We start from the raw sequence: 20,376 nt of genomic DNA, 5'->3' as shown, positions 1-20,376 counted from the left end.
GGCTCCCTGTCAGTCGGCGTTCACGGTGCGTTGCTGTTGTTCGCCCAGCCCGCTGATGCCCAGGCGCATGGTCTGGCCGGCACGCAGGTAGACAGGCTCGGGTTTGATACCCAGGCCGACGCCTGGCGGGGTGCCGGTGGAAATCACATCCCCCGGTTGCAGGCTCATGAACTGGCTGAGGTAGCTGATGATTTTCGGGATCTGGAAGATCATCGTGCGGGTGTTGCCGTTCTGGTAGCGGTGGCCATCCACTTCCAGCCACAGGTCGAGCTGGTGCGGATCGGCGATTTCGTCGCGGGTCACCAGCCACGGGCCCAGCGGGCCGAAAGTGTCGCAGCCTTTGCCTTTGTCCCAGGTACCGCCCAGCTCCAGCTGGAACTCGCGCTCGGAGATGTCGTTGATCACGCAGTAACCGGCCACGTGTTCCATGGCCTGGTTTTCGCTGATATAGCGACCGCCTTTACCGATCACCACACCCAGCTCGACTTCCCAGTCGGTTTTGCGCGAATTGCGCGGGATTTCGACGTTGTCGTTGGGGCCGACGATGGCGCTGGTCCATTTGCTGAACACCACCGGTTCGGCGGGGATTGCGGCACCGGTTTCGGCAGCATGGTCGGCGTAGTTCAGGCCGATGCAGATAAATTTTCCGACCTGGCCGACGCAGGCGCCGATACGGGGGGAGCCCTCAACCAGTGGCAGGGTGGACGGGTCGATATCTTGCAGGCGGGCAATGCTTTCGGGGCTCAGGGTCTGGCCTGCGATATCCGCGACCACTGCCGACAAATCGCGCAGTTGGCCGTCGTTGTCGAGCAGGGCGGGACGCTCCTGGCCTTTTTCACCGTAACGCAGCAGTTTCATAAACAATCCTTTTTGGGGGAGGGGCAGGGCCCAGTGGGAGCAGGCTTGTTGCGGGAGCGGGCTTGCTGGCGATGGCATCAGCGCGATTTGCCTGATACAGCGCAGCGATCCAATCGCGAGCAAGCCCGCTCCCACAAGGTCAAAAGCTTGCGGCTAGTTACTCCAGCCGCCATCAATGATTTGTGCCGTGCCGGTGGTAAAGCCGCTGGCACTTGAGCCCAGGTACAGCGCCAACTGGGCGATTTCCTCGGCGGTGCCAATGCGGCCCATGGGCTGGCGCGCGGCAAAGGCGGCATACACCTCGTCCACGCTGCGGCCTTCGCGCTCGGCCTGTTCGCGAATACGCTGGCGCAGGGAAGGGGAGTCGACGGTGCCGGGGCAGATGGCGTTGCAGCGGATGTTCTGGCTCACAAAGTCAGCCGCTACAGAACGGGTCAGGCCAATCACCGCGCCTTTGCTGGCGCAGTAGGCAAAACGGTTGGGCACGCCTTTGACGCTGGAGGCGACCGAGGCCATGTTGATGATCGAGCCGCCGCCGCTGCCCAGCATGCCCGGCAAAAAAGCGCGGATCATGCGGTACATGGCTGTCACGTTGAGGTCCAGGGCGAAGTTCCAGTCCTTCTCTTCGCATTCCAGGATAGTGCCGCTGTGCACCACGCCCGCGCAGTTGAACAGCACATCCAGTGGGCCCAGCTGTTTGGCCAGGCGCTCGATGGCAGCAGCATCGGTGACGTCCAGAACATGTTTGTGCGCGCCCTCAAGGGCGTCGAGGGCGCCGGCATTGATATCGGCGGCGAAGACTTCGGCACCGGCGGCGAGGTATGCCTGGACGGTGGCCTGGCCAATCCCCTGCGCAGCGGCAGTGATCAGCACACGTTTGCCGGAAAGATCCATGGGTGCTCCGTTACGATGTCATTGTTTTTATAGTTGGCCCAATGGTCAGGCCATTGGGGGCGTAGCAAATGGCAAAACGACACAAGTACAAGGATAAGGTTTGCTATGATCGCTTTACGATATCCATCCAATGGTCAGGCCATTGGGCCTTTTGTAGCATGCACCTCAAGCTTCAACAAGCGTCTTTTTCAGCTCCAAGTGCTTGTCGAATGCTGTCCAAACCAGAGCTTATTTCCTGATGCCATTTCAAGTTATTGATAACCAACGGCTTTATCGGCAAATCGCTGATCAGCTACGCGCCTTGATCGACAGCGGTGAATTTCCGCCGGGCAGCCGTTTGCCAGCCGAGCGTGAACTGGCCAAGTTGCTGGGTGTAAGTCGTGCCTCGGTACGTGAGGCGATGATTGCGCTTGAAGTGATAGGGCTGGTGGATGTACGCGTCGGTAACGGGGTACTGGTCTGTGAGCCGCCGGTGCAGGCGGTGTCAGATGAACCGGTTATGGCCCAGGCTACGCGCAACCAGTGGAAAGAACTGGACCCCGAGCTGAACCTTGAAATCGACTTCAATGCCGAAATTCCACCGTTCGCGCTGTTGCAGGCCCGTCGCCTGATTGAGCCCGAAGCGGCGGCGCTGGCGGCGATCAATGCCAGTGACGAGGAGTTGGCGGGCATCCGCGAAGCTTTTGAACGCAACGTTCAGGACAACCGCGAAGGGTCCCACACCCACCCCGGCGATCGTCTGTTCCATATCCGCATTGCCCAGGCCTCGGACAACCCGGCCTATGCCCTGATGATCCAGCATCTATTGGGCCATCGTTACGGCAGCATGTTCCAGCGCCTGCAAAACCACTACACCCCACAGGATATGACCCATCGCTCGGAAGATGAGCACCGCCGTATCCTGCTGGCGCTCGAGCAGCACGATGCGCCCGCCGCACGGCAGGCAATGGCCGAGCACCTGGATGAAGTGATCCGTATATTCAGTCGCAGCGCGCGCTGACATTCAATCGCCAGTCGGGAGGGTTGGCATTAGTCCTACATTTATTGGGACTTTTCCTAGGTAAAAATCTTTCAGCATTCGAGATAATTAACCTACACCGTTTCTCGATGGTTCATCTTAATGCCTGGAAATCCCCTGCGTGTCCTGATCCTGGAAGATGACAGTTTCCAGCGTGCCGTTGCGGTAAGCATGTTTCGCTCCCTGGGTTGCCATGACGTGTTTGAGGCCAGTGACGGCAGCCAGGCGTTGACGGTTCTTCAGCAAGTGGGGCCGGTTGATATCGCCGTGTGCGATTTGCAGATGGATGGCATGGACGGCCTGGCGTTTTTGCGTCGCGTGGGCAGGACGGGGCAAGTCCGGTCGATTATTGTTAGCAGTGCGCTGTCGGCCGATTTGCGTTGTGCCGCGCATCAGCTCATTGCCCTGTTGGGGCTCGAGTTGCTTGGCGATGCCGGCAAACCGTTGTATGCCGCTGTGCTGCAACCTCTGTTACTCAAGTATCAAAGCACTATCTGCACGCTCGAACCTGTACCGGGCAGCACGCTGTCACTGGCTTGCGAGGACGAAGTACGTCAGGCTCTGGCCCTGCAGCAATTGCAGGCCTGGTATCAACCCAAGTTCAATCTGCAAACCGGCGATGTGACCGGTGTCGAAGTGCTTTGCCGTTGGCTGCACCCCGATAAGGGCGTGCTACCGCCGGCGGTATTTATCCCGGTGCTGGAGCGCTGCGGCTTGATGGACGAGTTGCTGTTTGCCCAACTCGATCAGGCGTTGAGCCTGCAAGAGCAAGCACGGACACGGGGTTATCCCTTGAACATGGCGTTCAACCTGCAAGCGTCGCAACTGGCTAACAGTCAGCTGACTTATACCCTCAAGGGGGTTCTGACCCGTCATGTCACGCCGGGCTCCAGGTTGACCTTCGAATTGACTGAAACCGGTTTGCTGCAAGCTCCGGTCGCCAGCCTGGAGAATCTGGTGCGCCTGCGCATGATGGGCTGCCGGTTATCAATTGACGATTTTGGTGCCGGTTTTTCGTCATTGCAGCGGCTGTGCCAGTTGCCATTCAACGAAATCAAGCTGGACGGTGAATTTGTGGGCAACCTGGAGCATGAACCGCGTTGCGCCGCCGTGATCGCCAGCACCCTGGCCCTGGGTAAAGCCTTGGGTATGTCGGTGGTTATTGAAGGGATTGAAACCGAGGCACAGTCCCAGCGTTTGCTGGCCATGGGCTGTATTGAAGGGCAGGGTTACTGGTTTGCGCGGCCCATGAGCGGGCAGGACTTGCTGCGCTGGTTGCAGCAACGTGAAGCAAGCCCTGCCTTAACCACCACTAGTTGAAGGTGTAGGGCGTCAGCGCGGTGGGGTCGATGTTCTGCTCGACTTTGACCATCGCATCCTTGAGCGGGCAGAGCAGGCCTGCGCTGGTTTTGCGGCAGTCCCCGGCGCTTTGGAAATCGCTTTTGAGGGGTTTTTGCGTGTCGGACAGTTGGGTCAGGTTACGAATCTGATCCATTGACTGGGCCTCAAAGGCGATGCGCAAAAAGTACTCGCCGGTTTTGACTTCCTTGTAACGTTCGAACTGCAACGTACCCACGGGCGGGATGTTGTTGGCGATGTAATCTCCCTGCTTCCAGCCGAAGCCGAGCATGGTGCGCAGGTAAGAAATATTGGTGTCGTGAGCCACCAGCAGCATCAGCGGTACATCGGGCGGGCTATCCGGCGCGTCTTTCTGCTCCAGCGGGGTGCCCTGCTTGAGTTCCAGGGCAATCTGGTTCATCAGCTCGGAAGCGCCGCGGCTGGCGATATAGGGGATGTCGTTGAGGTAGTCGTACTTGGCCTTGGTCAGCACCATCAGGCTGGATACCTCGGCGGCGGTGCGGCCGTTGCCGAAGGCGACCTTGTCCAGTGGCAGGCCCTGGCTATATTCCAGACGGAACACTTCGCCCATATTGGCACCTGCGCTCAGGCCCTTGATCGCGAAACGGCCCTTGGCGTTTTGTTCCAGTGTCCAGTCCTGTTTGCCATACGGGCAATCGGTGGCAGGCAGGCAGACGACCTCCCTGAGTTTTTCTTCAAAGGGTTTGTAGCGTGCCTGTGCGGCTTCGACGCTGCCGCCCAGAGCCTTGAGGATTTCGGCTTTGGCCTTGGCCGGATCGAGCGCGGCAAAGGGCATTTCATTGGCCTGGAACAGGGCATCCTGCTTGCCGTGGACATAGCCCGGTTGCAGGCCGCAGCCGGGGAACATGCCATCGAGCAAGGCCTGGGCCGTGGCCTTGGTGCGTTGCAGGGGGCTGGCGTGTACCAGCAACTGGCTGGCATCCGGGCAGCCCCGGGGGATCAGCCCGGCGGCCCGCAGCACTTCACCACGGTAGCGGCCCATTTCCACCGCGCCGGTATAGCCGTGGCCGGTCAGGTTACCGAAGGGCACCAGCCAGGTTGGCCATTTGCGCTGGGTGACCGAGGTCAGCAGTTTTTCATTGGATTCGGTAGGCGGGCGCACTCCGTGGCGGCTGACCTGCACGACTTTATCCAGCACATAGCCATCGCTGCTGGGTATCTGGGCCAAGGCTGCGGGGCTGAGCAGGCTGGCCAGCAACAGGCCGGTATAAAGCGGGGGCAGCGTCTTCATCGATCTTCCTTTGGGTCTTCCTGACACAGTGGGCGAAGAGTCTAGTCGGCAAATAAGACAAACGCCGAGCTCCGTAGCAGTTGCCGAAGGAAGGTTCACTGTTTTCGCGAGATTTATGCGGTGCTCGCTTGAAATTCCGAACAGGCAGTGCGTATTTTGTAGCCATTGCCCTGCGCGGCCTGCTTAACAACAAGGATAGTGGCATGAATAGCGATGGCCAGGGTTTGCTCGCACAGCGATTGGCGGGTATTGATGAGATTGAGTGCGTCACCCCCGATCTCAATGGCGTGCCCCGTGGCAAGGTGATGACTGCTGCGGGGTTTATAGAAGGGCGGCGCTTGCAGATGGCCCGTGGCGTGCTGTTGCAATGCATCATGGGTGGCTACCCGGAGTCGCGCTTTTATGGTGGCGAGGACGGTGATCTTGCCTTGGTGCCAGACCTCACCCAGCTTCATCGCCTGCCCTGGAGCCAGCCATCCCGTGCCCTGGCCATTTGCGATGCCGATGAGCTCAGCGGTGAAAGCTCGCGGCTGTCGACCCGTGGCCAGTTGAAGGCGGTGATCGCCCGCTACGCGGCGCGGGGGCTGGCGCCGGTGGTAGCGACCGAGCTGGAGTTCTTTGTGTTTGCGCACAACCCCGATCCGGCCCAGCCGTTCCGCCCGCCCGTGGGCCTGGACGGGCGCCGTGAAGACGGATTTTCGGCGTTCAGCATCAGCTCCAACAACGGCTTGCGGCCTTTTTTCAATGAGGTGTACCTGTGCATGGCGGCACTGGGCTTGCCCCGTGACACCTTTATGCACGAGATGGGCGTCAGCCAGTTCGAGATCAACCTGCTGCACGGTGATCCGATGCTGTTGGCCGACCAGACTTTTCTGTTCAAGCACCTGCTCAAGGAAGTTGCCCTCAAGCATGGCCTTAACGTGGTGTGCATGGCCAAGCCGCTGGCGCACACGGCCGGCAGTTCGATGCATATTCACCAGAGCGTGGTCGAGGCGGCCAGCGGGCGAAACGTGTTCAGCGACGAAGCGGGGCAGCCGACAGCCACTTTCCGCCATTTTATCGGCGGGCAGCAGGCGGGCATGGCGGACTTTACCGCGTTGTTTGCGCCGAACGTAAATTCCTATCAGCGCTTGTTCCACCCCTATGCGTCGCCGAACAACGCGTGCTGGTCCCATGACAACCGGAGTGCGGGTTTACGCATTCCAGCCAGCTCACCTGCGGCGCGGCGGGTTGAAAACCGTTTGCCGGGGGCGGACGCCAACCCGTACCTGGCAATTGCCGCCAGCCTCGCGGCAGGGTTATATGGCATCGAGCGTGGGCTTGAACCGAGTGCTGCGATCCAGGGTGAGTTCCAGGTGCCCGAGGCGCTGACATTGCCCTGCACCTTGCACGCGGCACTGGCACGCCTGGCCCGTAGTGAAATGGCGATTGAACTGTTCGGCACTGAGTTCATCGAAGGTTACGTTGCGTCCAAGACGCTGGAACTGACCAGCTTCCATGACGAAATCACGCCCTGGGAACGTCGCGTTCTTGCGGCTCAGGCTTGACCGTTTAAATCTGTGGCGCCGGGCTTGTTCCCGGTGGCAGACACAAGGAGCCGTAGGGAAAGCCAATGCACCAGATCTGGAAGTCCTTTAGAGCGTTGTATTTTGCCTCGCTGATGATGTTGATCGGTTCCGGCCTGTTGAGTACTTATCTGGCGCTGCGCCTGGCAGCGGACAATGTCGACGGCCTGTGGATCGGCGCGCTGATGGCGGCCAACTATTTTGGCCTGGTGCTGGGTGGCAAGATCGGCCACCGGCTGATTGCCAGGGTCGGGCATATTCGTGCCTACGCCACGTGCGCCGGTATTGTCGGTGCGGCGGTGCTGTGCCACGGGCTGACGGACTGGCTGCCGATCTGGCTGTTGCTGCGGGTGATTGTCGGTCTGGGCATGATGTGCCAGTACATGGTCATCGAAAGCTGGCTTAACGAGCAGGCCGAGGCCAGGCAGCGCGGCGTGGTGTTCAGCCTCTACATGATCGCCTCCTATTTGGGCCTGGTGCTTGGGCAATTGATCCTGGCGGTTCACCCGCAGCTCGGTCTCGAGTTGTTGATGGTGGTGGCCTTGTGTTTTGCCTTGTGCCTGGTGCCTGTAGCCATGACCCGGCGTATTCACCCGGCGCCTTTGCACCCGGCGCCGATGGACCCGAAATTTTTTATCAAGCGTGTGCCGCAGTCGTTGATTGCGGTGATGGGCGCGGGTTTGCTGGTGGGCTCGTTTTACGGTCTGGCACCGCTCTACGCATCGCAGCAAGGGCTGTCTACCGAACTGGTTGGCTTGTATATGGGTAGCTGCATTTTTGCCGGCTTGCTGGTGCAGTGGCCGTTGGGCTGGTTGTCCGACCGTTATGACCGGCCGTTGCTGATCCGTATCTTCGCCGGCTTGCTGGCGGTGGCTGCGTTGCCATTGGCGATCTTGCCGGCGGTGCCCATGCAGGTACTGTTTATTGCCGGTTGCCTGGCGGCTTTGCTGCAATTTTGCATCTATCCGCTGGCCGTGGCCTTTGCCAACGACCATATCGAGCCGGAGCGTCGTGTGTCGCTGACGGCCATGCTGCTGGTGACTTATGGCGTGGGCGCAAGCGTGGGGCCGTTGGTGGCGGGGGTGCTGATGAAACTGTTTGGCAGCCAGATGCTCTATGGGTTTTTCAGCGTGGCAGGGTTGATCCTGGTATGGCGGATTCGCCCGAATGCGGTGACCAACCTGCACCAGGTCGATGATGCGCCGCTGCATCACGTGGCCATGCCCGACAGCATGTCCAGCTCGCCGCTGGTGGCTGCGCTTGATCCGCGGGTGGATGAGCAGGTGGTCCAGGAGCAAATGGTGCAGGAACCGGTGGTGGAGGAGCAGGAGCCAGAACCGGAACCAGAGTCCAAGACATAGGCAATACCCCTGTGGGAGCGGGCTTGCTCGCGATGGCTACAGCGCGGTTTGTCAGCCAGACCGCGCCCTGTGCATCGCAGGCAAGCCAGCGACTACTGTTTCAATAATCATCGTCTTTATCAAACTGGCGCGCCTCGCGCTGCAGTTGATAGACAAACCGCTCGACCTGGCGCTGCACTGCGCCGCTGATGTTGTGAAAGCGCATCCCGGCAAAGGTGATATTCAGCCGTTCTTCAAAATGCAGGTAGCGCAACTCCACCTGTGTCGACATCAGGCCAAACGGCAGGTCGGCGCTGAAGCGCTCATACACCTGGCCCAGTTGCATGCCCTGGCTGATATCCCCCTCAAAACGCAATTTGCAGCCGGTTGCCGAAACGTCCAGCAACTTGCCCTTGATCGGCGCCTTGAGCTTGTCACCCGCCACTTGCACATTGACCAGATTGGCCAGCCGCAGGGCCGCACGGAATGCATTGCGGCGCTGGTGGTACACCACTTCGTGGGGCATCGCGCCGCGATAACAGCGGTGCTCATGACGGTCATCAATGGTCAGCGCCGTGGTGCACTCCCAGGCGATACGCACGCCATCATGGAAGCCCTCAACCTTGAACGGCACCCCTGCTTCAAGAAAACGCTCACCGTCACGGGGGATCATTTCGTCCAGGGCCATGGTGTTGCTCTCGCGATTAACATCCACCACATAGCTCTGGAAGCGCTGGGTGCGGTCCTGGAAAGTAATGATCAGCGGGTCATGGCTCTCTTGCAGCATCCGCAAGTTGGAGGCAATTTCCAACGGCGTGGTGAGCACCTTTGGCGGTTGCGGAGCATCTTGGGCGTCGAACACGTTTGATCAATCTCCAGACAAAATACAGCGACACGCAAAAGATGGGCATTCTGCCATCATGTTGTGTGTCTCGCTACATGCGGTGGTTGCGCGGGCTCAAGCCTGGCTGTAGGCGCGGTGCTTGTTGAGCATCGAGGTGGTGCCGCGTGCGTCATACAGAGACGGGGCTTCGCCGCCATGGAGGATGCGCAACTGGTTGGCGGTGATCGCCTGCTGGGTCTGGATCGACTGACCATTGAGCAGGTTGGCGGCCTGGCATTTCGCTAGCAGCTGGTTCAGTGCATCGCTCTGGGCGAGCAGTTGTGTTCCCACGCTGGAATGGCTGGCCAGGCTTTCGAGGCCGCTGCGGTTGGTGGCCAGGCCAAGGCTGGCGAGAATTTCGCTGCGTCTGCGGCCATGTTGCTCAAGCAAAATGATCAGCGACTGTTTGCGCGCCAGAATGTTTTCCAGCACCTGCATGTCGCGGCCTTTGAGGGCGATGGATTCGTCCTGTAACAGGCCGAGCAATTGCTCGGCAGGAGCGAGGTCATCGTTGATCAGTTGCAGTAAATTTTCGTCGTGCATGGCGGGCTCTGGGAGTTAAGCGTCCAAAAGCGCGGCACTGGCCGTTGGCCTAGCGCTGGGCTTCCATGTCAAGCAGTTTGCTGGCGATCCGGTCGCTGTCGACTTTGTAGCTGCCGTCCGCGATGGCTTGTTTAAGCTCTGCCACCCGATTTTTGTCGACTACAGGTTGGTCACGCAACGAGTCGCTGATCTTCTGCAACTGTTGAGCCTCTTGGCTGAGGTGAACAGATTCCCCGCTTGGGGCGCTGACGCCGTTTTGCTCAGGGTTTATTGCCGGGGCCGCTTGCGTGGCGCTGCCGGTTTCCTGGCTGGCGTTACTGCGTGTACTGCCGGTCAGGGGCGGGGCGCTGTTGAGACGACTGAAGTCGATGACCATAACGTTAAACCTCGGGGTATTTGGACGCTTGCCATGTTTTCGGCCATACCCGGAAAAACTTTAGGCTCGATTAATCATGGCTTCACACAGAGCTGTACTGATCTGCGTCAAATGACAGTGTAGGAAAGTCGCGAGACTGATGCCAACTTTCCTATAATGCCACTTCTACTTGCCCGGGTGCTGTCACCCTGGCGCGGATAACACGCTTGGAGTTCAGGTTTTTTACCCGTATTTGCTCGCTAAGGCCACCGTCTGACAGGGCTTCGCCGGGCATCTTGACACTTAATGTGCCGCTGCGCGCGCTGATCACCACATGATCGCCCTTGCGCACGGCTGCGGCCTGCTCCAGGTGGGTGAGGGTCAGCACCTGGTCGGTGACCATGGGCCTGAGCAATTTTTGCCCCACGGCCAGCTCGGTGGCGGTCAGGTAGCCCTGGCTGATCAGGCTGACATCGCGCTCGCGCAGGGTCACGTCGGGGTAGTCGATAACCATGCCGCGCTTGAGCGGGTGATTGACGGTGACTACGTCGCGGAACAGTTTGACCTGGGCCGGCACAAAGATGGTCCACGGCGACAGCCCTTCGCAGCGTACGCGCACGATTACCCGGCCCATGGGTTGCGCCGGGCTTTCGAGGGAAGCTGTCAAATCCTTGTCGCACTGGGCCAGGCGCAGGCGCGGGTCAAGATTGTTGACCTGGATCTGATATCGACCCTCGGTCTGGCTGGTGGCCAGGTAGTCTTCAACCGTGAATTCAAGAAAGCCCTGGGTCACGCCGATAAGCTGTTCAGGCGATGTAAACGCGTCAGCCCTGCTATAAGTGCTGAGTGCAAGCAAGGTGCCCGCCGCCAGCGCGCTCAGACCACAGCGGCGCAGACTCGGCAGGAAAGGTCGGTGGCAGGATTTTGTCGTTTTTGCGTTCATGACCGATAAAAAGCAAGCCCCGTGCCGTTTTCGGAATATGCGGGTTGAAACTTGAAGTTTTTAAGAGGAGCTGAGTATGGCCGGAGTGATGGATGCGGTTAACCAGCGCACTCAACTGGTGGGGCAAAACCGCCTGGAGCTGTTGCTGTTTCGCCTGGATGGGCCACAGCTTTACGGGATCAATGTGTTCAAGGTCCGCGAGGTGCTGCAATGCCCCAAGCTGACCCTGATCCCCAAGTCCCACCCCGTGGTATGCGGTGTGGCGAGCATTCGCGGCGCGACCATACCGATTCTCGACCTGGCGATGGCCACCGGTGCGGGAGCCTTGAAGGATCAAAGTAACCCGTTTGTGATCATCACCGAGTACAACACCAAGACCCAGGGCTTTCTGGTGCGTTCAGTGGAGCGTATCGTCAATATGAACTGGGAAGACATTCATCCGCCGCCCAAGGGCACCGGTCACGACCATTACCTGACGGCCGTGACCCGTATGGACGAGCAACTGGTCGAAATCATCGACGTGGAAAAGGTGCTGGCAGAAGTCTCGCCATCGTCTGAAACCATCAGCCAGGGCGTGGTGGATGTTGAAACCCAAAGCAAGGCGCTGTCATTGCGGGTGCTGACCGTTGACGATTCGTCGGTGGCGCGCAAGCAGGTTGCCCGTTGCCTGCAATCGGTGGGTGTTGAAGTGGTGTCGTTGAACGACGGGCGCCAGGCGCTCGACTACCTGCGCAAGCTGGTGGACGAGGGCAAGAACCCGTCTGAAGAGTTTCTGATGATGATCTCGGATATCGAGATGCCGGAAATGGACGGCTACACCCTGACAGCTGAAATCCGCAACGACCCGCGGATGCAAAACTTGCACATCATTCTGCATACTTCGTTGTCCGGGGTATTCAATCAGGCGATGGTCAAAAAAGTCGGTGCCGATGACTTTTTGGCCAAGTTCCGCCCTGATGACCTGGCAACCCGGGTAGTTGACCGGATCAAAGCAGCAGACCACAGCTAGGGGCGCAGCCCTTGGCGGTCAAAACGATTTAAGAGGCAGGATCATTTGTCGACGGCTAATTTGGATTTTGAACAGTTCCGGGTATTCCTGGAAAAAGCCTGTGGCATTTTGCTGGGTGAGAACAAGCAGTACCTCGTCTCCAGCCGCCTCAACAAATTGATGGAGCAGCAGGGCATCAAGTCGTTGGGCGAGCTGATTCAACGCATCCAGGCTCAGCCGCGCAGCGGGTTGCGCGAGCAGGTGGTCGATGCCATGACCACCAACGAAACCCTGTGGTTTCGCGATACCTATCCCTTTGAAGTGCTGAAAAACAAGGTGTTGCCGGAGCAAATCAAGGCCAGCCCCGGCCAGCGCCTGCGTATCTGGTCGGCGGCCTGCTCTTCGGGGCAGGAGCCGTTCTCGCTGTCGATGGCGATTGACGAATTCGAGCGCAGCAACCTTGGGCAGCTCAAAGCCGGCGTGCAGATTTTTGCCACCGATCTGTCAGCGCAGATGCTCAACACCTGCCGCACCGGCGAGTACGACAACCTGGCCATTGGCCGGGGCCTGTCACCGGAGCGCCTGCAACGTTATTTCGATCCCAAGGGACCGGGGCGTTGGGTGATCAAGGCGCCGATCAAAAACCGCGTGGAGTTTCGCCCGTTCAACCTGCTGGACAGCTACGCCAGCTTCGGCAAGTTCGACATCGTGTTTTGCCGCAACGTGCTGATCTACTTCTCGGCCGAAGTGAAAAAAGACATCCTGCTGCGCATTCACAGCACTTTGAAGCCGGGCGGTTATTTGTTCCTGGGCGCTTCTGAAGCGCTCAACGGGTTGCCGGACCATTACCAGATGGTGCAATGCAGCCCGGGGATCATTTACCAGGCCAAATAGGCTGGGAAAACCCCGTAGATACTCTGTTGCCGGTCAAGCCCTATTGTGGGAGCGAGCCTGCTCGCGAACGACCTTCGCGAGCAGGCTCGCTCCCACAGTTGCAGTGTTCCTGTAGCTGCCGTAGGAACGAGGCTGCGTTCGGCTGCGAAGCAGTCGCAAAATCAGGGGCTGCGGTGTAACAGTCAAACCCGGCTACCAGGGTTTTTACGACGACTTCGTCGCCGAACGCAGCCTGGTTCCTTCGGCAGCTGCTACGACGAATCCAAAGCAAAGCGGCAGAAAACCGGCAGTCAGCGGTCAAGCATTGCCGCTTTTTTGCCATTGCCATCTCCCGCCTCCCGGCAAACCCTTGTGTTACGGGGCTGTAAAAACTGGCACGGGGTTTGCTCTATCCCTGTCATGTAAAACCTGAACCACATTCTCAGGTCAGCCCACAAAGGTTTTTCGAGATGAGCATCAGCTTCGATAAAGCGCTTGGTATCCATGAACAGGCCCTGGGCTTTCGTGCCCAGCGCGCTGAAGTACTGGCCAACAACATCGCCAACGCCGACACCCCGAACTACAAGGCTCGGGATCTGGATTTCGCCTCTGTGCTCGCCGCCCAGAACGACAAAAACCAGAACGGCACGTTTGCGTTGAACAAGACCAACACCCGCCATATCGAAGCCCAGGGCCTGAGCAGCGGCGACGAGTCGCTGCTGTACCGCACGCCGATGCAGCCGTCGATCGATCAGAACACCGTGGACGCTCAGCTTGAGCAGTCGAACTATGCAGAGAATGCGGTCAACTTCCAGGCCAGCTTCACCCTGCTCAACAGCAAATTCAAAGGGCTGATGTCGGCCCTGCGCGGGGAGTGATCCATGTCTCTATCCAGTGTCTTCAATATTGCCGGTAGCGGCATGAGCGCCCAGACCACGCGCCTGAACACCGTGGCCAGCAACATCGCCAACGCCGATACGGTGTCGTCGAGCATCGACCAGACCTACCGCGCCCGCCACCCGGTGTTTGCCACTATGTTTCAAGGTGCGCAAGGCAGCAGCGGCGGCGACTCGCTGTTCCAGAACCAGGACGCCGCCGGCCAGGGCGTGCAGGTGTTGGGTGTGGTTGAAGACCAGAGCGAGTTGCAGGCCCGCTACGAGCCCAACCATCCTTCTGCCGACGCCAAGGGCTATGTGTATTACCCCAACGTCAATGTGGTTGAAGAAATGGCCGACATGATTTCCGCCAGTCGTTCGTTCCAGACCAACGCCGAGCTGATGAATACCGCCAAAACCATGATGCAGAAGGTCCTGACCCTCGGTCAGTGATAAGGGGCGACGCAAATGAGTGTGACCGATTCCACCAGCGGCTTGACCCTTAACCAGGTACTCGCCAACTCCGCCCAGGCCAATACCACTGACACCAGCCTGGCGGCGGCCTCCAAGGCGGTATCCGGCAACACGGCGCTGGGCAAGGATGCGTTCCTGCAACTGCTGGTCACCCAGCTGAAAAACCAGAACCCGCTGGACCCGCAGGACAACACGGCGTTCGTTGCGCAACTGGCGCAGTTCAGCAGCCTGGAAGGCATCACCACGCTCAACGATACGGTCAATTCGATCTCCGGCAACTTCCAGTCTTCGCAGGCGTTGCAGGCCTCGTCGCTGGTGGGGCGTTCGGTGATCGTGCAGACCGGCGAAGCCTATGTGGATCCGGCCAGCGACAAGCCCTTCAACGGCACCGTGGTGGTCAAGGATGCTGACTCCAAACCCGTTATCACCATCACCAATGCCGACGGTGAGGTGGTTCGCACCATCGACATGGGCACCCAGAAAGCCGGCAACGCGGAGTTCACCTGGGATGGCAAGGACGACGAGGGTGTGCTGCTGGAAAAGGGCTCCTACACCTTCACCGCATCCAGCAAAACCGACGCCGGTACCACGGCGCTCACCACCTATCTGCCAGCCACGGTCAACAGCGTGACCCTGAGCAAGACCGGCGGTGAAATCATGCTCAACCTCGCAGGCCTGGGCAGCATTGGCATGTCCAAAGTCCAGACCATTGGCTTGTAAGCCGACTCATACGCCTCAAGGAGAGAAACATGTCATTCAATATCGGCCTTAGCGGCCTCTATGCGGCGAACAAGCAGCTGGACGTGACCGGCAACAACATCGCCAACTCTGCGACCACCGGCTTCAAGGCCTCGCGTGCGGAATTCGCCGATATCTACTCGGCCAGCAAGCTGGGTACCGGCAGCAAGACCATCGGCAGTGGCGTGAACCTGGCAGCGGTCTCGCAAAATTTTGGTCAAGGTGCGGTTAACAACACCGGCAACCTGCTGGATATGGGCATCCAGGGCAGCGGCTTTTTCGTGCTCAGTGACAACGGCTCCCTGAGCTATACCCGCGCCGGTACGTTCAAGGCCGACAAAGACGGCTTTGTCACCAGCTCTGATGGCACTGCGCGCTTGCAGGGCTATGGCGTGGATGCCAATGGCAATATCGTTAATGGCGTATTGACCGACCTGCGCATCGATACTTCCAACCTGGCGCCCAAGGCGACGGGCTCGGTGGACTCGACGATCAACCTCAATTCCAACGCTGCGGTGATTGATCAGACCGCCAACCCGTTCGACCCGAGCAAAGCCGAATCCTATACGAAAAGCTTCAGTACTACGGTCTACGATACCCAGGGCAATCCACACCCGATGGACCAGTACATGGTCAAGACCGGTGCCAATACCTGGAAGGCCTACACCCTGATTGACGGTCGCAACCCCGATGGCAGCGCAGTGAGCGGAGACGGCGCGAAGGCGCCGGTGGCTTCGATCATGCAATTCGACTCAGCCGGCGGGCTGACCAGTGTGACGACGCCCAACCCGGTGGCCGGCGAACCCGATATCGTCAGCAACACCCTGACCGTCAGCACCTGGATGCCGGGCGCCATGGTCAATGGCAAGTGGGCGTCCAACGGCGCGGCAGCCAAGGACACCGGGATTGCCATCGACATGGCCAAAACCACTCAGTACAACACCGACACCTCGCGCAACCCGCCGACCCAGGACGGCTACGCTACCGGCCAGATCAACAACCTGACCATCGACGGTTCGGGTGTGATGTTCGCCAACTTCAGCAACAACCAGAGCCGTGCCATTGGCCAGATTTCCCTGGCCAGCTTTACCAATGAGCAGGGTCTGCAACCAGTGGGCGGCACGGCCTGGAAAGAGACCTACGCCTCGGGCGTGGCGGGCTACGACGCACCGAAGGTCGGCAGCCTGGGCGCCATCCAGTCCAACTCGCTGGAAGACTCCAACGTAAACCTGACCAGTGAGCTGGTGGACCTGATCAAGGCCCAGAGCAACTACCAGGCCAACGCCAAAACCATCTCGACCCAAAGCACCATCATGCAGACCATCATTCAGATGACGTGATAGCGCTGCGACCATGATCCGGCGGGCATCGGGTGGGTGAGCAATACATAACCTGTGGGAGCTGGCTTGCCTGCGATGCAGACGCTGCGGTGTTTCAGTTCAACCGCGTCGATGCCATCGCGAGCAAGCCCGCTCCCACCATGTTCGTCACGGGTCTCAGCTGAACTCCACCTGTTCCGGCACCCGCGTCAGCAAAACCTTGCCGGCGCGGATCGATACCCGCGCCTTGGCCTGGCGACGTACCGCTTCGTAATCGCTCTCGGCATCCAGCACCACCAGGTTCGCCGGGCGACCCACTTCAATGCCATAACCCTCGCCCAGATTCAGCGTCCGCGCACTGTTGTCCGTCACCAGATCGAGGCTGCGCGCCAGGTCCTCAAAACCCATCATGTGGCAGATATGCAGGCCGGCATCCAGTACCCGCAGGATATTGCCGTTACCCAGTGGGTACCACGGGTCCTTGATTGAATCCTGACCGAAGCACACGTTCATCCCGGCACGGTCGATTTCGGCCACCCGGGTCACGCCACGGCGTTTCGGGAAGGTATCAAAACGACCCTGCAAATGGATGCTTTCGGTCGGGCACGAGACAAAGTTGATCTTTGATGCCTTGAGCAAGCGGAACAGTTTGGAGCAGTAGGCATTGTCATACGAACCCATCGCTGTGGTGTGACTGGCGGTCACCCGGCTGCCCATGCCGCGTACCCGGGCCTCTTCGGCCAGCACTTCAAGAAAACGCGAGTGGGGGTCGTCGGTTTCGTCGCAATGCACGTCCACCAGGCACCCCGTGCGCTCGGCCAGATCCATCAGGAACTTGATCGAACTGACTCCCTGCTCGCGGGTGTTTTCAAAGTGCGGGATGCCACCCACCACATCGGCGCCCAGCTCCACGGCCAGGGTCATCAGCTCACGGCCACCGGCATAGGACTCGATGCCTTCCTGGGGGAATGCCACGATTTGCAGGTCGATCAGGTGGCGGGCTTCCTCACGCACTTCGAGCATGGCCTTGAGTGCGGCCAGAGTCGGGTCGGTGACATCGACATGGGTGCGCACATGCTGGATGCCGTGTTCGGCGAGCATGCGGATAGTGGCGTGGGCACGCTGCTTGGTGTCCTCATGGGTGATGGTTGCCTTGCGCTGGGCCCAGCGCTCGATGCCCTCGAACAGGGTGCCGCTCAGGTTCCATTCGGGCTGGCCCGCGGTGAGGGCCGCGTCCAGATGGATATGCGGCTCCACAAAAGGCGCAATCAGCAACTGGCCCCGGGCGTCGATCTCGCCTGCCTGCGCCGGCACGCTGCCTGCTTGCAGGGTGATGGCAGCGATCTGCTCGCCCTCACAGGTGATCGTGTGCAGGCCGGGGGTTTTTCGCAGCGTGGCATTGATGATCTTCATGGTCGTTCCTGTCGTTGGGCTTCGGACATGCGCCATACCTGCAGCGCCACCGAAGCATTCATTCTGAAGAGGGGGTCATCGAGCGACTGGCCGCTGTGTTGCTCGATGCGTTGCAGGCGTTGATTGACGGTATTGCGATGGATGTTAAGGCGTTGTGCGGCCTTGAGTGCGTTGCCGTTTTCCTGGAGCAGGGCATCCAGGGTATCAATCAGGTGGTGTGGCTGTTTGCGGTTGGGTTCAATCAGGGGGCCGAGGGTCTGCTGCACAAAGCTGTCGATCACCGAGCGTTCGCCCACGGCCTGGAGCAGGCGCAACACACCCAGTTCGCTGAAATCGCAGAGGCTGGTGGCCGGGCGCAGGTTTTCTGCAACATCCAGCGCCTGGCGTGCCTCGTTGAGGGCCCGGTGATAATGGGCGCAATCCTCGACCTTGCCTGCCAGCCCCATAAACAGCGCCAGATTACCGATGATGGCCTGCAAGTCTCGATACAGGCTCGCCAGTTCTGTGCGCAGGTTGTTGTCTTCAGCGAGCAACAGGATGAACAGATCACCCTGCACGATCACCGGCAACGCGCGGGGCAGGGCACGGCTCCACACGTCGAGGTGATCCTGTACGGTCTGGCGGGTGTGTTGCAACAGGCGTTCTGCCTCCTCGGGTGCGTGACTGGCAAACAGTACACTGACTGCTGACAAGCGTAGCGCAACCAGGCGGCACGGTTGGTCCAGCGCCAGCTGCAAGTGCGTTGCGCGCTGGCGGAGGGTGGCCAGGCTGGGGTAATCGCCACTGAGCAGTTGCGCCAGAATGTCGTGGCGCGAGCGTTTGGTCTGCGCCATTTGTACCAGTGCAGTACCAATCAAATGGGTGACGATGACCATTCTCAGCAAGTACGGTTGCTCGATCAGGGGCACGCCGCGGGCTTCGGCCAGTGCAATCACCGATGGGGGAATGCTGTGGATGAAGGTCTCGCCGGTCAGGATCACCAGTCCGGCAATCGCACAGTCACTGCCTTCGTCGATCAGGCGCAGCAAGTTGGCCTCGTCACGGGGGTGGTTGATCCCGGTGACAAACACCAGCTCACCGCCCATGACCCAGCCGGCGATGCCTTCGTTCTCGGCCACATAGGACCAGCGCACGCTGCGCTGGCGGTTGCGTGCGCCGGCCCGCAGGGTCATCTCTTCGAGGCCGGGCAGGGCCAGGATCTCTTCAACGGTCAGGCTCAAAGGGGCTCCTGGACGGTGGGCAGCACCGCCGGTTGACGGCTGAGTTTCAGCAGCACGATATAGACGATGGCCGATGCGCCAATGCCTACCAGAGGCGCAATCCATGGCGACAAATAGGCCAGCAAGGCGCCCACGGCATAGGCGGTCAGCCCTGCCAGGTTGTAGCGAGGTAACTGGACGCTGGCCAGGGCCGGGTATTTGCCGCGATGGCGAAACCAGAAGTCGGCCATGATCACGCCGCCAATGGGCGGGATGACCGAACCCAGCAGCACCAGAAACGGAATCAGCATTTCATACATGCCGCCCATCGCCAGCAGCACGCCCACGGCGGCGGCGAGCAGGGTCATGGTGCGCCGGCGTTCGCTGCGCACCAGATGGCAGGTGGCAGCGGCCACGTTGTAGATGGTCGGGCCCTGGATCGTCCACAGGTTCAGGCACAGCATGACTACGGCGGCAAACGACAGACCTTGCAGCATCATCACTTCGACGATGTCGGCCTGTTGATAAACCATGGCGCACCAGGCGCCGGCCACGATCATCAGGCCATTGCCCAGCAGAAAACTGACCACGCTGGCGGTCACGGCGATGCGTCCGCTGCGCGACAGTCGCGTCCAGTTGGTGGCCTGGGTGGCACCGCTGGCGAAGGTGCCAAAGACCATGGTAATGGCTGCCGAGACGGTCATGGTCTGCTCCGGGATCACCGCTGCCAGCCCGGAAAACCCGCCGACATGCTGCGTGGCGATATACATGGAGACGATCAGCAGGACAAACATCAGCGGCACCGAAACCCGCGACAGCACATCCAGGCCTTTGTAGCCGATGATCGCCGTGATGCTGAAGCCCATGCCGAAAAACACCATCAAGGGCAGAGTGAAGCCTTCGGCCAGGCCGAGCATCTTCACCAGCACGATGGCCACCGTTGCCGTGCCCCAGGCGTACCAGCCGAGCTCGGCAAAACCGAGCAGGAAGTCCGAGAGGCGGCTACCGGCCTCACCAAAGCAGAAGCGTCCCATCAGCACCGTGTTCAGGCCGCTGCGCGAAGCGATCAGGGCCAGGGCGGCGGCATACAGCGCCAGCAGGGTATTGCCGATGGCCGCAATCCACAGCATATCGACAAAGTTGAAGGCCATGCCCAGCTTGCCACCGGCGAACATGGTGCCGGTAAAGAAGGTAAAGCTGAACAGCACCATCGAAATCGACAACAACCCCTTGCGCGCTGAACGCGGGGCTTCGCTCAAAGGAAAATCGCCGGGTGAACTCATGGTCTATTTCTCCGCCTCGAATGGGTGCGCCGATATCGGTAGCACACAGGAGCCAGAGCAATAAGCGGGCCTGTTTTGTCAGGGCGGGTAAACCGGAGAAAAGCGGGCACACGGCATATGGGCGGGTGTGCAGAGTGCCTATTGGCGAGCGAATATCAGGCTGAAGAATGTGCAGAGTGATTCATTTTGTGGCGCGGGCGCACT

Annotated in this window: 20 protein-coding genes; 10 read left to right on the top strand and 10 right to left on the bottom strand. The window is 59.8% G+C overall.

Annotation, left to right across the window (positions count from 1 at the left end):
* Positions 1 to 9: 9 nt before the first annotated feature.
* Entirely contained in the window at positions 10 to 858 is an 849-nt protein-coding gene (locus tag GHN92_RS20850; protein ID WP_095019232.1) for a fumarylacetoacetate hydrolase family protein, read from the bottom strand.
* A 153-nt stretch (positions 859 to 1,011) separates the two neighbouring features.
* Positions 1,012 to 1,752, bottom strand: a complete 741-nt coding sequence (locus tag GHN92_RS20845) for an SDR family oxidoreductase (protein ID WP_095019233.1) — start codon at positions 1,750 to 1,752, stop codon at positions 1,012 to 1,014.
* Positions 1,753 to 1,990: 238 nt separating this feature from the next.
* Here GHN92_RS20845 and GHN92_RS20840 point away from each other — a divergent pair, with 238 nt between their 5' ends.
* Both GHN92_RS20840 and GHN92_RS20835 read left to right on the top strand, forming a co-directional pair.
* Positions 1,991 to 2,752 (top strand): FadR/GntR family transcriptional regulator, encoded by a 762-nt coding sequence (locus GHN92_RS20840; protein WP_095001834.1) that lies wholly within the window; start codon positions 1,991 to 1,993, stop codon positions 2,750 to 2,752.
* Between the two features lie 120 nt (positions 2,753 to 2,872).
* Complete coding sequence (locus GHN92_RS20835; protein ID WP_153381032.1) at positions 2,873 to 4,090, top strand: EAL domain-containing protein; 1,218 nt, start codon at positions 2,873 to 2,875, stop codon at positions 4,088 to 4,090.
* Here the strand turns inward: GHN92_RS20835 and GHN92_RS20830 are convergent.
* Entirely contained in the window at positions 4,083 to 5,381 is a 1,299-nt protein-coding gene (locus tag GHN92_RS20830) for a histidine-type phosphatase (protein ID WP_133144234.1), read from the bottom strand. The genes GHN92_RS20835 and GHN92_RS20830 overlap by 8 nt on opposite strands.
* 305 nt (positions 5,382 to 5,686) lie before the next feature.
* Between GHN92_RS20830 and GHN92_RS20825 the strand changes: the two genes are divergently transcribed.
* Both GHN92_RS20825 and GHN92_RS20820 read left to right on the top strand, forming a co-directional pair.
* The gene (locus tag GHN92_RS20825) at positions 5,687 to 6,928 is read left to right on the top strand and encodes a glutamine synthetase family protein (RefSeq protein ID WP_165484567.1); all 1,242 of its coding nucleotides are present in this window, start codon (positions 5,687 to 5,689) and stop codon (positions 6,926 to 6,928) included.
* A gap of 65 nt (positions 6,929 to 6,993) precedes the next feature.
* Positions 6,994 to 8,307 (top strand): MFS transporter, encoded by a 1,314-nt coding sequence (locus GHN92_RS20820; RefSeq protein WP_095001830.1) that lies wholly within the window; start codon positions 6,994 to 6,996, stop codon positions 8,305 to 8,307.
* A gap of 100 nt (positions 8,308 to 8,407) precedes the next feature.
* Here the strand turns inward: GHN92_RS20820 and GHN92_RS20815 are convergent, their stop codons facing one another.
* The 4 genes from GHN92_RS20815 to flgA all read right to left on the bottom strand — a co-directional run bounded on the left by GHN92_RS20815 (position 8,408) and on the right by flgA (position 11,010).
* A complete protein-coding gene (locus tag GHN92_RS20815) occupies positions 8,408 to 9,148 on the bottom strand; it encodes a flagellar brake protein (RefSeq protein WP_133144233.1) in 741 nt (246 codons plus the stop codon).
* A 96-nt stretch (positions 9,149 to 9,244) separates the two neighbouring features.
* A complete protein-coding gene (locus tag GHN92_RS20810) occupies positions 9,245 to 9,712 on the bottom strand; it encodes a flagella synthesis protein FlgN (protein WP_095001828.1) in 468 nt (155 codons plus the stop codon).
* Positions 9,713 to 9,761: 49 nt separating this feature from the next.
* Positions 9,762 to 10,088 carry a flagellar biosynthesis anti-sigma factor FlgM gene (gene flgM / locus GHN92_RS20805; protein ID WP_095001827.1) on the bottom strand — a complete coding sequence of 109 codons (327 nt, stop codon included), beginning with the start codon at positions 10,086 to 10,088 and terminating at the stop codon, positions 9,762 to 9,764.
* Between the two features lie 151 nt (positions 10,089 to 10,239).
* The gene (flgA, locus tag GHN92_RS20800; protein WP_095001826.1) at positions 10,240 to 11,010 is read right to left on the bottom strand and encodes a flagellar basal body P-ring formation chaperone FlgA; all 771 of its coding nucleotides are present in this window, start codon (positions 11,008 to 11,010) and stop codon (positions 10,240 to 10,242) included.
* A gap of 76 nt (positions 11,011 to 11,086) precedes the next feature.
* Here flgA and GHN92_RS20795 point away from each other — a divergent pair, with 76 nt between their 5' ends.
* The 6 genes from GHN92_RS20795 to flgE all read left to right on the top strand — a co-directional run bounded on the left by GHN92_RS20795 (position 11,087) and on the right by flgE (position 16,298).
* Positions 11,087 to 12,019, top strand: coding sequence for a chemotaxis protein CheV (locus GHN92_RS20795; protein WP_095001825.1), 933 nt, complete (start codon positions 11,087 to 11,089; stop codon positions 12,017 to 12,019).
* Between the two features lie 45 nt (positions 12,020 to 12,064).
* On the top strand, positions 12,065 to 12,892 hold the full coding sequence (cheR, locus tag GHN92_RS20790) for a protein-glutamate O-methyltransferase CheR (protein WP_095001824.1): 828 nt from the start codon (positions 12,065 to 12,067) through the stop codon (positions 12,890 to 12,892).
* Between the two features lie 449 nt (positions 12,893 to 13,341).
* Complete coding sequence (gene flgB, locus GHN92_RS20785) at positions 13,342 to 13,749, top strand: flagellar basal body rod protein FlgB (RefSeq protein ID WP_016782175.1); 408 nt, start codon at positions 13,342 to 13,344, stop codon at positions 13,747 to 13,749.
* Positions 13,750 to 13,752: 3 nt separating this feature from the next.
* Complete coding sequence (gene flgC / locus GHN92_RS20780; protein WP_095021373.1) at positions 13,753 to 14,199, top strand: flagellar basal body rod protein FlgC; 447 nt, start codon at positions 13,753 to 13,755, stop codon at positions 14,197 to 14,199.
* 15 nt (positions 14,200 to 14,214) lie between these two features.
* A complete protein-coding gene (flgD, locus tag GHN92_RS20775; RefSeq protein ID WP_153381031.1) occupies positions 14,215 to 14,940 on the top strand; it encodes a flagellar hook assembly protein FlgD in 726 nt (241 codons plus the stop codon).
* A gap of 29 nt (positions 14,941 to 14,969) precedes the next feature.
* Positions 14,970 to 16,298, top strand: coding sequence for a flagellar hook protein FlgE (gene flgE / locus GHN92_RS20770; RefSeq protein WP_095001821.1), 1,329 nt, complete (start codon positions 14,970 to 14,972; stop codon positions 16,296 to 16,298).
* A 156-nt stretch (positions 16,299 to 16,454) separates the two neighbouring features.
* Here flgE and codA read toward each other — a convergent pair whose 3' ends face one another.
* From codA to codB, 3 genes are read right to left on the bottom strand one after another with little or no spacing between them, the layout of a single operon-like run.
* Complete coding sequence (codA, locus tag GHN92_RS20765) at positions 16,455 to 17,690, bottom strand: cytosine deaminase (protein ID WP_153381030.1); 1,236 nt, start codon at positions 17,688 to 17,690, stop codon at positions 16,455 to 16,457.
* Positions 17,687 to 18,910: a PucR family transcriptional regulator gene (locus GHN92_RS20760; RefSeq protein WP_153381028.1), complete on the bottom strand. Its 1,224-nt coding sequence runs from the start codon at positions 18,908 to 18,910 to the stop codon at positions 17,687 to 17,689. The genes codA and GHN92_RS20760 overlap by 4 nt, the downstream gene beginning before the upstream one ends.
* Complete coding sequence (gene codB / locus GHN92_RS20755; RefSeq protein ID WP_095001818.1) at positions 18,907 to 20,172, bottom strand: cytosine permease; 1,266 nt, start codon at positions 20,170 to 20,172, stop codon at positions 18,907 to 18,909. Before codB ends, GHN92_RS20760 begins: the two co-directional genes overlap by 4 nt.
* Positions 20,173 to 20,376: the final 204 nt, after the last annotated feature.

Origin of the sequence: Pseudomonas sp. FSL R10-2964, from assembly GCF_009600035.1 — a bacterium.
Taxonomy (GTDB): Bacteria; Pseudomonadota; Gammaproteobacteria; order Pseudomonadales; family Pseudomonadaceae; genus Aquipseudomonas; species Aquipseudomonas bubulae.
The sequence above is the reverse complement of the archived record's forward strand: the minus strand, read 5'-3'. Positions and strand labels throughout refer to the sequence as shown.